Below are 13,288 nucleotides of genomic sequence, written 5' to 3' on the forward strand. Positions count from 1 at the left end.
GATGCGCGGTAGTCGACTGGAGGACCACGCGCCGTTGGTGAGATTGCAGTCGGTGAACGCTTCCGAGCCGACGGCGGCGACGCGGTGGAAGGTGGGCCACGGGGGTGCCGGCCGACGGTGGGGTCCGGGGGAGTCGGGGTCGTCCCGACGATGGCGCGCTGTCGGGGGTGTCGGCGGGCTCGTAGCGGGTACGCCCGCGCCATGACCGTCCTGGCCCGGCGCCGGCCCGCCGCCCGACCCCGGCCCGCGCGGCCCGGCCCGCTGCGGCCAGGCGGCCCGGTGCCGCGACCCACCATCCGACCTGGTGCGCGATGACCGGTGCCGAGACGCGGTTCGCGTTCCGCTTCGACCCGCTGTTCCGGCCGGTGCTGGCGCTGCTGGGGGTCCGCCCGGCGACGGCCTGGGTCGCTGTCACCGACCGGGAGCTGTTGATCCGGTACGGGCCGTGGCGGCTGCGGACCGAGCGCGGGAACGTGACAGCCGTCGAGCTGAGTGGCCCGTACCGCTGGTGGCGGGTGATCGGACCGCACATGTCGCTCGCCGACGCGGGCGCCAGCTTCGGCACCAGCACGGCCGGCGGGATCTGCCTGCGTTTCGGGACGCCGGTGCCGGCTGTGGTGCCGGGCGGGCGGCCACGACACCCGGCCGCCACGGTGACCATCGCCGACCCGCCCGCGCTGGCCCGCCTGCTCGCTGTTCCGGACCTGTCCTGAGCTGGCCATTCACCTGCCCGGTTCCGCCGGCCGGGTCCCGCGCCACCGCCTACCGTCGGATCAGGACCTGTGAGGGTGGGACTGGCGATGGGTGACGAGCACCGGGCGAAACCACGACGTTGGAGCGGACGCCGTCACGCGCCCACCGGGCCGGACCCGGCTCTGCGGGCGGCCCGCGACCCGGCCCGCCCGCACCGGGGCGGCCGGCCGGGTGTCGTGGTGCCCGAACGCGTGGCGACGCCGGCGCGCTCGACGCCGCCGGCCAGTCCGCTGCGCCGGTGGCTGTTCCAGCACCAGGTGCAGCCACCCGGGCCGGAGGCGGGCGAGGGACAGAACCGCAGGCACGCCTGGTGGCAGGTGATGTGCCTGACCGGCGTCGACTACTTCTCGACGCTGTCGTACCTGCCGGGTATCGCGGCGGTGGCGGCCGGTGCGCTGTCCCCGCTGGCGACCCTGCTGATCGTCGTGCTCACCCTGTTCGGCATGCTGCCGATGTACCGGCGAGTGGCCCAGGAGAGCCCGCACGGGCAGGGGTCGGTGGCCATGCTGGAGCGCCTGCTGCCGTTCTGGCGGGGCAAGATCTTCGTACTCGTGCTGCTCGGCTTCGTGGCCACCTCCTGGATCATCACGATCACCCTCTCCTCGGCGGACGCCACAGTGCACCTGTTGGAGAACCCGTACCTGCCGGACGCGCTGCACGGCCCCGCCGTCCCGGTCGTCGTCACCGTGGTGCTGCTGCTCATCCTCGGCGGGGTGTTCCTGCTCGGCTTCCGGGAGGCGGTGGTGGTGGCCATCCCGCTGGTCGCCGTCTTCCTGGCGCTCAACGCGGTGATCGTCGTGGTCGCGGTGGCCCGGATCGTCGACGACCCGGGCATCGTGTCGGACTGGACCGCCGCGCTCACCGCAGGCGGCGGCGGGCCGGGCCACGTGCTGCTCACTGCCGTGCTGGCGTTCCCGCTGCTGGTGCTGGGCCTGTCCGGTTTCGAGACCGGGGTGAGCATGATGCCGCTGGTCCGGGCCGACGGGGCGGACAAGCCGGCCCGGCTGGCCGCCAGGATCCGCAACACCCGGCGGCTGCTCACCACCGCCGCGCTGATCATGTCGGTCTACCTCATCTCGACGACCTTCGTGACCACGGCGCTGATCCCGCAGGAGGAGTTCCGCCCCGGCGGGGCCGCCAACGGGCGGGCCCTGGCGTTCCTGGCGCACGCCCATCTGGGGGAGGCCTTCGGCACCGTCTACGACGTGAGCAGCGTGCTCATCCTCTGGTTCGCCGGCGCCTCGGCGATGGCCGGGCTGATCAACATCGTGCCGCGCTACCTGCCCTCGTACGGCATGGCACCGGAGTGGGCGCGGGCGGTGCGCCCTGTGGTGATCGTCTACACCGTGGTCAGCGTCGCCATCACCGTGGCCTTCCGGGCCGACGTCAACGCGCAGGCCGGGGCGTACGCGACGGGCATCCTGGCGATGATGGTCTCCGGTGCGGTGGCGGTGACGATCTCCGCGGTCCGCCACCGCCAGCGCGCCATCGCCATCGGTTTCACGGTGCTGACCCTGGTGCTGCTGTACGCGTTGCTGGAGAACGTCATCGAGCAGCCGGACGGGATCACCATCTCCGCGTTGTTCATCCTCGGCATCATCGTGGTCTCGTTGGTCTCCCGGGTCACCCGGACCACCGAGCTGCGCGCCGAGCGGATCGAGTTCGACGAGCCGGCCCGTCGGTTCATCACCGAGTCGCTGGCCCACGACGGGCAGCTGCACCTGATCGCGAACAAGCGGCAGCGCGGGTCGGTGAAGGAGTACACGATCAAGGAACGGGCGCAACGGGGGATGAATCCGGTGCCCGGGGCGGCGGACGTGCTCTTCCTGGAGATCGACGTGGTCGACCCGTCGGAGTTCAGCCAGGTGCTGCGGGTGCACGGGATCGAGGCAGGTGGCTTCCGGGTGTTGCGGGCCAGCAGCCCGGCGGTGCCGAACGCGATCGCCGCGATCCTGCTGGCCCTGCGCGACGCCACCGGGGTGCGGCCGCACGCGCACTTCGAGTGGTCCGAGGGGAGCCCGATCGCGCACCTGGCGCGCTATCTCATCCTCGGTCGAGGTGACACCCCGCCGGTGGTACGGGAGATCATCCGGCGGACCGAGCGGGACCCGTTGCGCCGTCCCGGGATCCATGTCGGCGGCTGACCGGCGACCGTTTGGTGGGTTCAAAGATGAATAGGGGCACTATTCACGTTCACACCTTCCTGTCCGTATTGCGGACCTATCGTGACGTTTGGTGGTCGACGCTACGTCGAGCCCCCCGCGCCCGGATCGGCGCGCGGTCACGTCTTGCAGCCAGGAAGGCAGGCACCTTTGATGTCCACGTACCACGGGGGAGACCGCGAGATCCGACCCAGACGCCGGTCCCGATGGTTACTGGCCAGCGGGTTGCTGGCGGGGAGCCTGGTCGTGGGAGCGGCCGGCGTGGCCGGTGTGGCCGCTGCGGCCGACCGTCACCTCGCCCTCCCCGGTCTGGGCCGGCTGAGCACGGCAGCCGGCAACGACGACGACCGCCGGCCCGGCGACCGGGGCGGCGCGGAGCGCGACCCGGACAGCGCCGAGCGGGGCCGCGCACCCGGCCCGGGCACCGGCAAGCGGGGCGTGGTGTCGGTGCCCTGCGACGCCGCGAAGCTGGTCGCGGCGCTGGTGACGGCGAACGCCGAGGGCGGCGGGGAACTCCGGCTCGCGCCCAAGTGCCGCTACCTGCTCACCGAGGCGTTCCACGAGACCGACCAGTACGACGGGGGGATCCGCGACGCACGGGAGGCGGCCGACGCCGCGGAGACCCCCGGCGACGCCGACGCCCCACCGCACAACCCGGCCGACGACACCGCCGGCCTGCCGGTGATCTACCAGAGCATCACGATCGACGGCGCCGGCGCCACCATCGCCCGGGACGCCCAGGCCGCGCCGTTCCGCTTCTTCACCGTCCGCGACGGTGGCGAGTTGACCCTGCGCGACATGGAACTGCACAACGGCCGTTCGGCGATCGAGGGCGGCAGCGTGCACGTGGTGCACGGGGCCACCGCGGTGGTGGAGCGGGTCACCGTCTCGCAGAGCACCTCGCTGTCCCCGGAGGGCGGCGGCGGTGGAATCTTCAACGACGGCAACATGGTGGTCAGCGACTGCACCTTCGTGGGCAACAGTGCCTCCGGCGCGGCGGGCAAGGGCGGGGGCCTGCTCAACGGCGGTGTGCTGACCCTGAAGCGCTCCGAGTTCCGCAGCAACAGCGCGAACGGCTACGGCGGCGGGCTGGGCAACTACCGCGGCGCGGCCGACGTGGAGAGCGTCTCGTTCACCCAGAACAGCGCGGGCCAGGGCGGCGGTCTGGCCAGCTTCTCGGCCCGCACGAAGGTCTCCGACACCGAGTTGCTCAACAACACCGCGCAGGTCGGCGGCGGCGCGGCGAACTCCGACGCGGTGCTGGTGATGCGCAAGATGACCATCCGCGGCAACACGTCCACCGTCAACGGTGGCGGCATCTCCACAGTGAAGGGCCTGACGCCGATCGACGACAGCGTTGTCGACGGCAACACCACCCACGGCGTCGGCGCCGGGATCTACGCCGAGAAGTCGAACCTGCTGGTCCGCGGCAGTGACGTGACCCGCAACGAGGCGGTCGGCGCGGCGTCCACCGGCGGTGGCATCTACGCCTCAGCGGGTTCGGTGGCGATCTACACCAGCAAGGTCACCCACAACGCCTCCACCGTGAAGCCCGGTGGCATCTCCGCCATGCACGCCCAGGTCAAGATCGACGACGAGAGCGTGGTCGTCGAGAACGAGCCGACCAACTGCGAGGGCAGCCCGGTACCGATCGCGCACTGCTTCCGCTGAGCAGACCGACGCGCCGGCGCGGCGCGTGGCCGGCCGCCCGGACGATCACCACGATCGTCCGGGCGGCCGTCCGCTGTCCCGCCCGGCCGTCGCGGGCGGTCGTCGCCTCGTCCCGTTCGACAGTCCGAGCGTGCGGGCGGTGGCCGTGCCGGCTGCGTCAGGACCTGGCCCGCAGCCGGGCGGAGAGGGTGCCGGCGAAGAAGTCGAGGAAGCCGTCCGGGTCGGGGCCGGCGTTCTGCAGGACGATGTGATCGAAGCCGGCCTCGACGTACGACTGGACCTTTGCCACGTGCGGCTCCGGATCCGGGCCGACGGCGAAGAGCTGACGGATGTGCTTCTCCTCCACGTGCGCGCTCGCCGCGTCGAAGTTGACAGGGTTCGGCAGTTCGCTCATCACCTTCCAACCGGTAACCATCCACCTGCTGGTCTGCATCACCGCCCGTACCGCCTGCTGCTCGTCACTTGCCCACGCCAGGGGGACCTCGGCGTAGCGCGGGCCGGAGCCGCGGGCCCGCCGGTAGTGCTCGACGATCGAGGCGTCCGGTTCGGTGGCGAACAACCCGTCGCCCAGCTCGGCGGCGAGCTGGGCCGACGCCTCGCCACTGGCCGCCACCGCGATCACCGGCGGGGTGTCCGGCAGGTCGAAGATCCGGGCGTCCTCCAGGTGCAGGTGCCGGCCTTCGTAGGACTGGTAGCCGCCCTGCCAGAGCAGTCGGATGATCTCCAGCGCCTCGCGCAGCCGTTCGTGTCGGCCCCGGACGCTGGGAAAGCCCGCTCCGACCACGTGCTCGTTGAGTCGTTCGCCGGCCCCCACCCCGAGGGTGAACCGCCCGTCGGAGACCAGCGCCATGGTCGCCGCCGCCTGCGCGATGATCGCCGGGTGGTAGCGGACGGTCGGGCAGGTGACGCCGGTGGCCAGACCCAGGGTGCTGGTCTTGGCGGCGATGGCGCCGAGCACGCTCCAGGTGAACGAGGAGTGGCCCTGCGCGTCCAGCCAGGGGTGGAAGTGGTCGCTCATCTCGACGAAGTCGAAACCAGCCCGTTCGGCAAGCACGGCCTGCCGGATGATCTCCTGAGGGCCGTATCCCTCCGCGGCCAGCTTGTAGCCGATCTGCATGCCACGCTCCCGTTGTCGTCGGCCGACTGACGCGGGGGCGGTTCCCGACCTCCGCGCCGACAAACCCCGACGACACCCGCAGGCCAGCCTCCTAGGATGCCGTACGGGGTGTGTGAGCCGAGCCGCCCTCCGGGCAGACCTCGGCCCGTGCCCCGGGGTCAGGGGGCACGGGCCGAGGTACGTCTGGGTCCTACTTGGAGGGCTCCGGCAGCTTGCAGTCGACCTTGGGGTTGGCGCCGATGTAGTTCAACGGACCGGCCACGATGGTGACCAGGATGGTGCCGGCTTCGGCGCAGTTGGTGTCGTCGCCGCTGTAGTAGCCACGCTGGCCGGCGGCGATCGCGCCGATCAGCAGCCAGATCACGACGATGACTCCGAGTATCGAGGTGCCGCGCATCGCTGCCTCCTGAGGAAATGTGGTGGATCTGAGGTGCAGTCGTTGTACCCAATTGGGTCGTGCGGCTAACGGCCACCGGAACGGGGCCGGGCCGGATCCTCCGTCCGGCCGATGCCGTTCGCCGTTGCGTACCGCCCGGGGTCGGCCGCTCGCACGTGGAAACGCGTGTCGGCTATCGGATCGGCGACCGACCCGGCCGTCGTGCCGTCCGCGGACGTAGAACTGCCTCACGGCCCCGCCGAGGAGGACTCATGGAAGCCCGGACACCGCCCCTGTACATCGACCGCCCCGAGGACGTCGCGGTCGCGGCCCGCGCGCTGGCTCGCGGCGCGGTCGTCGCGGCGGCGTTCGCCAACTTCTACGTCATCGTCACGCGCCCCGAGGCGGACACCGTCCGCCGGGTCAATCTGGCCAAGGGCCGCCCAGCCCAGCAGGTCGGCAGCATCACCACCGCGATCGGCCGGATCCCGGGGATGTTCGACTGGACCCGGATCTCGCCGCGGCTGCCGGTCGGTCGGGTGCGGGCCCTGATGGACGCCCTCTACGGGGCGGGGCCGTTCGGCTTCCGGGGGCCGGCGGCGGAGCGCCTCCCCGGGCACCTCACCCAGGTCGACCAGGGGCTGCGCACCACCCAGGTGATCGCCCCGGGCCTGACCTGCCCGTCCAACGTCTTCTTCGAGCGGGCGCTCGCCGAGACCGGATCCGACCACCTCTACATCACCTCGGCGAACCGGTCCCGGCATCTCACCGGCGCGGCGGAGGAGCCGGCGCACTGGAAGGCCGGCGCTCTCGCCGCCGACTTCGCACACCTCGACGACCTGGTGGTGCTCGCCCACCGGGACGAGTCTGCGGCCCGCGCCGCGTACCCGGGCTATCTCACCACCTCGGTCACCCTGCTCTCTTTCCACGCGCCGGAGGGCGAGCTCGAGGAGCCGCCGGTGCTCACCGTCGACCGGCACGGGTCCCTGCACCTTGACGACGTGCGCCGCGCCGCCGCGCCGCTCGGGTTGCAGGTGCGCCTGGGCGGCACCGCCGGGCAGCGGCTGCGGGTCCGCGCGTACGCCGGGGCGCTGGTGTGAGCGGTTACCGCGTCGGCCTGGTGGTACCGAGGCGGCGAGTCTGAGCGAGCCGGACAACGTCGCGGTGGGGCGCATCCCCACCGCTCGACTGGTCGAGCTGGCCGAGCGACTGGACGTGACCGACGTGGACACGGTGGTGCTGTCCGCCTGCGTCCAGCTGCCGTCGTTGGTGGCTGCTCGCCGGGTCGACCGCACGCTGAGGTGGGCCGGTGCTGGCCGGCCGGTTCAGTGCGGCGGGGACGGGGCCTCGGGTGGTTTGCCGTAGCTGCGCCGGAAGTCAGCGTAGGCCACCCCGATCAGCACCAACAGGGCACCGATCGAGGCGAACACCGGCGTCAGGTACAGCACCGCGGGCGCGATGGTCAGCAGCGCCAGCACACCGCCGGGCCGGGATCGGGACACCCTGCTGAACACCTCGTACTCGAAGGAGGCCCGGCCGGCCAGGAAGAGGGCCGGACCGCCGAGGATCACCGCCGCCCAGGCCGGCGGCGTCGGCCCGGTCGTCTCGTGCAGCACGAGGTCGAACCCGGAGGCCGTGGTGACCACCCCGGCGACCATCAGCAGATGGGTGTACGGCGCGGTGAACAGGAACTTGCTCGGCGACCCCGACCCCTTGATGGCCTGCGGGAGCAGCTGACCGGACTTGTGCACGTAGATCCGCCAGAGCAGCAGTGTGGTCAGGAACGCCACAGCGAACGCACCGATGTTGTGCACCTCGCTGTGAGCGGCGCTGAACATGGTGCCGATGGTCAGGATGGCGTCGCCGAGGGCGATGATGAAGAACTGCTGGTAGCGCTCGGAGAGATGCTCCGCGGTGACGTTGCGCTGGGGTTCGGGCACCACTCCGAGCCCCGGCACCGGGTACGCCAGTCGGAAGCCGACGTAGTCGATCGCGAGCGCGATGGCCCAGCACGCCAGGCGGGCGTCCTTGCTGACGAACGCACCGATGATCCAGGGGATCGCGGACACCGCGAACCAGACGAAGATGCGTGCCGCGCGGCGTTGGGTCTGTGGTTCGCGGCGGACGGCCGGCATCAGGAACAGCCCGCGCCCGAGGTGGATCGAAACGTAGGTGCCGGCGAACACGAGCCCACGGTCGCCGAACGCCTCCGGGATCGCCGTGGTCATCAGCAGTGCGCCGAACATCACGGCGCTGATCAGCAGCTTGATCTCGGTGCGTTCCGGGTTGTACAGGTCGGTGACCAGGGTGGTGATCACCCAGGTCCACCAGACGGCGGCCAGCATGATCAGTGCCTGTCCGGCCCGGTGCCAGTCGAGCTGGTTGACCAGCCCTCGGGAGATCAGTGCCAGGGCGACCACGTACACCAGGTCGAAGAAGAGTTCGAGGAGGGTCACCCGGCGCGGTGCCGCCGGGTCACGCACCGGGGACCCGGGCTCCGGCGCGGCGAGGTGCACTGTCTACTCCTGCGGAACCGGTCGACGACGGACCTGTCCGGCCCACCTGAGCGGACGGTAACCAGCTGTCGGCCGCGCGGCTGCGGATTCGCCGGGTCTTCCCCCAACCGGGGACTATCGACTCGCGTTCCCGCAGGCCGGGGTGTCCGGGGCGGCCCGATGCCCCGACTTCCTTGGACTCCGGGCCGGTTGTGGCGAGCCTTCCGGTCCCGGAGCCCCGGCCCACGGTCGCGTCGGACGGTGGGCCGGGGCCTCGATCCAGGTGTCAGGCCTGGTTGCCGTTCGACAGCACGGCGGCCATCTCGTCGCCCGCACCGGCCAGCACGCGGGCCTGCTGCGGCCAGGTGGCCAGCGCGGGTGCCGCGCGCAGGCCGGCGGCCCGGATCAGCTCGCGCAGCGCCGCCTCGTCGAGCGCACCGAGCTGGCCGTACGTACGCACACCGGCGTCCTGCAGGGCAGCCGCCATCTTCGGCCCGATGCCCTGGATGCGGCGGAAGTCGTCCGCCGGACCGGTCGGGTCGGTGTCCGTGTCGCTGGCGTTGTCGACGGCCGGGTCGACCGGCGGCGTCGCGGTGTCGCTCGGGAGGTCCGCAGGCGTGGCCGCCACCGGCCGCACCGACTCCGGCTCGGCGTCCAGCGACTCCGCTTTGGTCGTCCCGGTGCCCACCGCGCCGACGTTCACCAGGTCGTCGCCCACCGCGTCCACGCCGTTGGTCCGCACCGCGGTGCTCTCCGCAGCGTCGGCGTCCGCCGTGTTGGCGTCCGCGTCCTTCGACTCCGCGTGCACCGCGCCGTCGGTCACCGGTGCCTCCGCCGGCACCTCGTCGGTCGCCGCATCGTCCGTCGGGGTCGCCGGGGCCGGCTCGTCGGTCGGGGTGGTGTCGAGCGGCGTGCTGTCGGCGGACGGGAGGTCGTCCGCGGGCTGGCGGGGGGCGATCACGGCAGCCGGGGCGGGCTGCTCGTCGACCGCTACCGGCTCGGGGGTCGGCTCCACAGTGGGCTCCGCCGGCAGGTCAGCCGGGTCGGACTGCTCGGCGGCCGGTACGGGCGGCGGGGCCTCGGTCAGCGCCATGTCACCCGGGTCGACGGTGCTCGGGGCGTCCGCCGGTACCGCCACTGGCGTGGGCGCCGAGCTGGCGCCGTCCGGGCCGGTGACGGCGGCGGGCGCGCTCACCGTGTCCACCGGCGCCGGTTCGTCGGCGACCGCGGTCGGCGCGGCGTCGATGGTGGCCGCGGGCCGGGCCTCGTCGGTGGTGGCTGCCGGCGTCGGCGTGGCGATCACGGCCAGGCCGGCGACGGGATCACCGTCCACTATCGAATTGCCCTGTACGCCCCGCCGGCCGCGCAGCAGCCACCCGGCGGCCAGGCCCAGCAACAGTGCCAGTACCACTATCAGCGAGTGTCCGATAGACCACGCCACGGCGAACCTCCCTCTCAGCTCGTTGGAAAAGTCACGAGAAAAACTCGCCGCAGCTTCGCATACGCGTATTTCCGACGACAGACAGGATCGGCAGCAGATGTCCCGTTGGGGACTGTCACCTCAGACGGTGCCCGCCGAGTCACCCAGCGTCGCGCCGACAGGCGCAAAACCGGGATGACGGCGGCACCGGGAGAACGACGGGGGTGGGAACCCCACGGGGCCGGACACGACGGGACCCGGGCCGGCGGGGACGCCGGACCCGGGTCGACAGGCCGATACCGGGCTCAGTCCTGGTCGCCCTCATAGGTGTGGAAGTCGTCGACGAACCGGCGACGCAGCCGCGGCACCCGGCTTGTCACTCCGAAGTAGCCGCGTGCGCCGAGCAGCGCGAGTCGACCCACCACCGGCCGGTACATCCGGTCGTCGCCGCTGGTGCCGCTGCGGTTGAGTGATTCGGCGACCCGGGCGAAGCCGTACGGCACCATCGCGGCCTCGTAGTCGGCAACCGCCTGGACCAGCGTCTTGTCGCCGGTGACGGCCTGGCCGAGCTGGTCGCAGAGCAGGCGGGCGTCCCGAAGCGCGGTGTTCGCGCCCACCCCACGGCCGGGGGTCATGGTGTGGATGGCGTCGCCGAGCATGGTGACGGTGGTGCTCTTCCAGGGCGGCGTCGGCTCGGACGTGGACACCCGGATCGGCAGGGCACTCGCTGGGTCCGCGCGGGTCAGCAACTCCCGCAGGTTCGGGTGCCAGTTCGAGGTGAGGTCCAGGGCGACGCTGATCAGGTCCTCGCCGCGACGCTCCAGCACGTCGGCCGGGAAGCGGCGGCCGGTGCTCCAGATGATCAGATTGATGTTGTCGGTGGTGGTGTCGTGGGACAGGCCGGGCCAGCTGCGCAGCAGGGCGGCGTCGGCGTCGCTGACGTCGGGTTTGACCGCACGCCGGGCGTCCCACTTGAACTCCATGACGTGCAGCACGCCCATCATCCCGCCGACGCCGAAGATCAGCGAGATGCCCTGCCGGACCCGCTCCGGGACGAGACCACGGGTGTGCGGGGTGAGCGGAATCCGGGTGGCGATGTTGATCGTGCCGGCGTCGCGGGTGACGGCGTGCGGCAGGTACTGCCGGCGTACCGCAGAGTGGGTGCCGTCCGCGCCGACAAGCAGGTTGCCGGTGGCGCTGGTGCCGTCGGCGAAGTACGCGGTGACCGTGCCGTCGTCGCGCTGCTCGTAGTGGGTGAAGGTCTTGTCGAAGTGCACCACGTCGTCCAGGCCGGTGAGCAGCACCTGGCGCAGCACCATCCGGGCCACCGAATGTTCGGTGCGCACCGGGTCGGCGTTCGGTCGTAGCGCGAACGACGCGGTCTGGCGCAGCCCCTGGGTGACCACGTTGAAGTAGTGCGGTGGCCGCGCGCAGGTGACCAGGAAGGTGGCGAACAACTCCGGGGGCAGGCACTGCCGCAGGGCCCGGCTACCGGTGGGGCCGATGCCGACCCGGTAGCCGAGCAGTCCTTCGGTGCGGTCGCGGTGCCGTTCGTAGACGGCGACGCTGATCCCGGCCCGGCGCAGACCGTGCGCCAGGCACAGTCCGCCCGTGCCGGCGCCGATGATCAGGACGTGCGGTGGGGCGGCGGGCATGTCAGCCGGCCGGGTGCGCGGCTGGCGCGTCGGTGCTGGCCGGACGCGTGCCGGGCACGTCGGCGTTGGCCGGGCGCGTCGCGGAGGCGTCGGTGCTGGTCGGGCGGGTGGGGGACGCGTCGGTGCTGGCCGGGCGCGTGGGGGACGCGTCGGTGGCGTCCCACCGGTAGAAGCAGCCGGCGATCGCGTCCCGGGGGGAGCGCCAGGTCGGCAGGTACGGCGACGTGTGGGCGGAGAGCCGCTCGTTCACCTGTTGGAAGAGTGGGTGGTTGCGGGCCGCCGCGAGCGCGTCCGGGTCGACGTCCGAGGTCTCCAACAGGTGTACGCACAGGTCGTGCAGGCAGTACAGGGATCGGTGCGTGACGCCGGTCAGGCCGGGCAGGTCGGTGGCGTCGGACTCGGCGAAGATCTGTGCGACCCGCCCCTCCGCGCCCGGGATGATCCGGCTGACGATCAGTAGACGACTCATGGGACCCCTTCCGCCGGTGGCTCTCCGATCCTCGGACCGGCGCCACGTGCTCTGTGCGCCTACCGTGCCGCAGCGTCTGTCACATCACCGTCACGTCCGCCGGGCCACTGGTGACGGACGGTCGGTCACGGGGTCGCGGGTGGCCTGGCGGATCGGGGCCAGGGTGTCGTCGAGCAGGGCGCTCATCGCGGGACTCGGCTCCAGACTCAACTCCCGACGCAGCAGGTCCCGGTAGACGTAGAAGGCGTGCACGGCCTCGAAGGCGTTGCCCTCGGCGAGGTGGATGCGGACCACCAGCCGGTGCGGCGTCTCCCGTAGCGGCTCGGCGGCCATCGCCTCCAGCGCGGCCTCGAGGGCCTCGCCGTGCCGCCCCGCGCTCAGGTGCTGCCCGGCCACCTGTTCCAGCATGTGCAGGCGAAGTTGGCGCAGTCGCTCCCGGTCCAGCAGCACCCAGTCGTCGTACCAGCCGGGCAGCAGGTCGTGGCGGCCGGCGGCGAGAGCTCCCGCCGCGATCCGCGGATCGTCGCCGTGGCGGACCCGGGCCGCGGTGCCGACCAGGTCGTCCACGTCGAGCCGGACCGTCGGGTCGAGCCGTACGGTGTCGCCGGCCACTGTCATCGGGCAGCACGGGTCCTGGCGGAGCCGCCACAGCGCGGTGCGCAGCGAGGACAACGCCCGTTCCTCCGACGCGTCGGACCAGAGCAGCCCGGCGAGTTGGCTGCGGGTGGCACCGGGGCGCAGGCCGATCAGGGCGATCACCCGTTGCAGCCCGCGCGGGACCACGACCGGCACCGCCCCGCGCAACAGTCGGAAACCACCGAGCAGGTGCAGTGCGACGCCGTCGCCGGGCGGCTCGCCGGCGGTCGGCACGGACGGGTCAGCGGTCACGGCGGCACCCCCTGCGGAACGCTCGTCCCGACTGTCAGCTGTGTCCCGGATTGGTCGCCCGGGACGCCACTGTCGGCCCCGCCGGTGCAGGCGCGGCCCCACGGCTGCCGGGCGCGGCCCTGCCCGCCGAGGCGGCCGGGCTGACCACCACGAAGATTATCAATAGCGGTCACGGTGAGTCAACGACGCGGCGGCCGTTCTATTGGCGACAGTCAACCTGAGATCGGTTCTGAACTGCGAAAACGTGCACCGGGTTGGCTGCTTTGGGTGGGGCGCGCGCAT

General features: G+C 72.1%; 9 protein-coding genes and 3 pseudogenes. 4 read left to right on the top strand and 8 right to left on the bottom strand.

What is annotated here, in order from left to right; genetic code table 11:
* Nucleotides 1–99, bottom strand: a pseudogene (locus tag AB0B85_RS30010) (pentapeptide repeat-containing protein); the annotation flags it as partial.
* Nucleotides 100–311: 212 nt separating this feature from the next.
* Here AB0B85_RS30010 and AB0B85_RS30015 point away from each other — a divergent pair.
* The 3 genes from AB0B85_RS30015 to AB0B85_RS30025 all read left to right on the top strand — a co-directional run bounded on the left by AB0B85_RS30015 (nucleotide 312) and on the right by AB0B85_RS30025 (nucleotide 4,586).
* Nucleotides 312–713 carry a hypothetical protein gene (locus AB0B85_RS30015; RefSeq protein ID WP_357412529.1) on the top strand — a complete coding sequence of 134 codons (402 nt, stop codon included), beginning with the start codon at nucleotides 312–314 and terminating at the stop codon, nucleotides 711–713.
* Nucleotides 714–800: 87 nt separating this feature from the next.
* Entirely contained in the window at nucleotides 801–2,897 is a 2,097-nt protein-coding gene (locus AB0B85_RS30020; protein WP_357412531.1) for an amino acid transporter, read from the top strand.
* Between the two features lie 171 nt (nucleotides 2,898–3,068).
* Entirely contained in the window at nucleotides 3,069–4,586 is a 1,518-nt protein-coding gene (locus tag AB0B85_RS30025; RefSeq protein ID WP_357412533.1) for a hypothetical protein, read from the top strand.
* 157 nt (nucleotides 4,587–4,743) lie between these two features.
* Here AB0B85_RS30025 and AB0B85_RS30030 read toward each other — a convergent pair whose 3' ends face one another.
* Nucleotides 4,744–5,703, bottom strand: coding sequence for a TIGR03557 family F420-dependent LLM class oxidoreductase (locus AB0B85_RS30030; protein ID WP_357412535.1), 960 nt, complete (start codon nucleotides 5,701–5,703; stop codon nucleotides 4,744–4,746).
* 190 nt (nucleotides 5,704–5,893) lie between these two features.
* A complete protein-coding gene (locus tag AB0B85_RS30035; RefSeq protein ID WP_110566517.1) occupies nucleotides 5,894–6,100 on the bottom strand; it encodes a hypothetical protein in 207 nt (68 codons plus the stop codon).
* A 251-nt stretch (nucleotides 6,101–6,351) separates the two neighbouring features.
* On the opposite strand from AB0B85_RS30035, the gene AB0B85_RS30040 reads away from it, so the two are divergent.
* Entirely contained in the window at nucleotides 6,352–7,179 is an 828-nt protein-coding gene (locus tag AB0B85_RS30040; protein ID WP_357412538.1) for a hypothetical protein, read from the top strand.
* Nucleotides 7,180–7,404: 225 nt separating this feature from the next.
* Here the strand turns inward: AB0B85_RS30040 and AB0B85_RS30045 are convergent, their stop codons facing one another.
* The 5 genes and pseudogenes from AB0B85_RS30045 to AB0B85_RS30065 all read right to left on the bottom strand — a co-directional run bounded on the left by AB0B85_RS30045 (nucleotide 7,405) and on the right by AB0B85_RS30065 (nucleotide 13,006).
* Nucleotides 7,405–8,595, bottom strand: a complete 1,191-nt coding sequence (locus AB0B85_RS30045) for a low temperature requirement protein A (RefSeq protein ID WP_357412540.1) — start codon at nucleotides 8,593–8,595, stop codon at nucleotides 7,405–7,407.
* A gap of 265 nt (nucleotides 8,596–8,860) precedes the next feature.
* Nucleotides 8,861–9,115, bottom strand: a pseudogene (locus AB0B85_RS30050) (hypothetical protein); the annotation flags it as partial.
* A 1,184-nt stretch (nucleotides 9,116–10,299) separates the two neighbouring features.
* Nucleotides 10,300–11,649, bottom strand: coding sequence for an NAD(P)/FAD-dependent oxidoreductase (locus AB0B85_RS30055; RefSeq protein WP_357412542.1), 1,350 nt, complete (start codon nucleotides 11,647–11,649; stop codon nucleotides 10,300–10,302).
* A 154-nt stretch (nucleotides 11,650–11,803) separates the two neighbouring features.
* Nucleotides 11,804–12,118, bottom strand: a pseudogene (locus AB0B85_RS30060) (TcmI family type II polyketide cyclase); the annotation flags it as partial.
* A gap of 90 nt (nucleotides 12,119–12,208) precedes the next feature.
* Entirely contained in the window at nucleotides 12,209–13,006 is a 798-nt protein-coding gene (locus AB0B85_RS30065) for a BTAD domain-containing putative transcriptional regulator (protein ID WP_357412544.1), read from the bottom strand.
* Between the last annotated feature and the right edge of the window lie 282 nt (nucleotides 13,007–13,288).

Origin of the sequence: Micromonospora sp. NPDC049044 (assembly GCF_040649215.1) — a bacterium.
Classification (GTDB): Bacteria; Actinomycetota; Actinomycetes; order Mycobacteriales; family Micromonosporaceae; genus Micromonospora.

Excerpts from the sequence above, each read along its gene's own strand:
- AB0B85_RS30030 (WP_357412535.1), bottom strand. The coding sequence starts at position 5,703 with ATGCAGATCGGCTACAAGCTGGCCGCGGAGGGATACGGCCCTCAGGAG.
- AB0B85_RS30020 (WP_357412531.1), top strand. The coding sequence starts at position 801 with ATGGGTGACGAGCACCGGGCGAAACCACGACGTTGGAGCGGACGCCGT.
- AB0B85_RS30035 (WP_110566517.1), bottom strand. The coding sequence starts at position 6,100 with ATGCGCGGCACCTCGATACTCGGAGTCATCGTCGTGATCTGGCTGCTG.
- AB0B85_RS30040 (WP_357412538.1), top strand. The coding sequence starts at position 6,352 with ATGGAAGCCCGGACACCGCCCCTGTACATCGACCGCCCCGAGGACGTC.
- AB0B85_RS30015 (WP_357412529.1), top strand. The coding sequence starts at position 312 with ATGACCGGTGCCGAGACGCGGTTCGCGTTCCGCTTCGACCCGCTGTTC.
- AB0B85_RS30025 (WP_357412533.1), top strand. The coding sequence starts at position 3,069 with ATGTCCACGTACCACGGGGGAGACCGCGAGATCCGACCCAGACGCCGG.
- AB0B85_RS30055 (WP_357412542.1), bottom strand. The coding sequence starts at position 11,649 with ATGCCCGCCGCCCCACCGCACGTCCTGATCATCGGCGCCGGCACGGGC.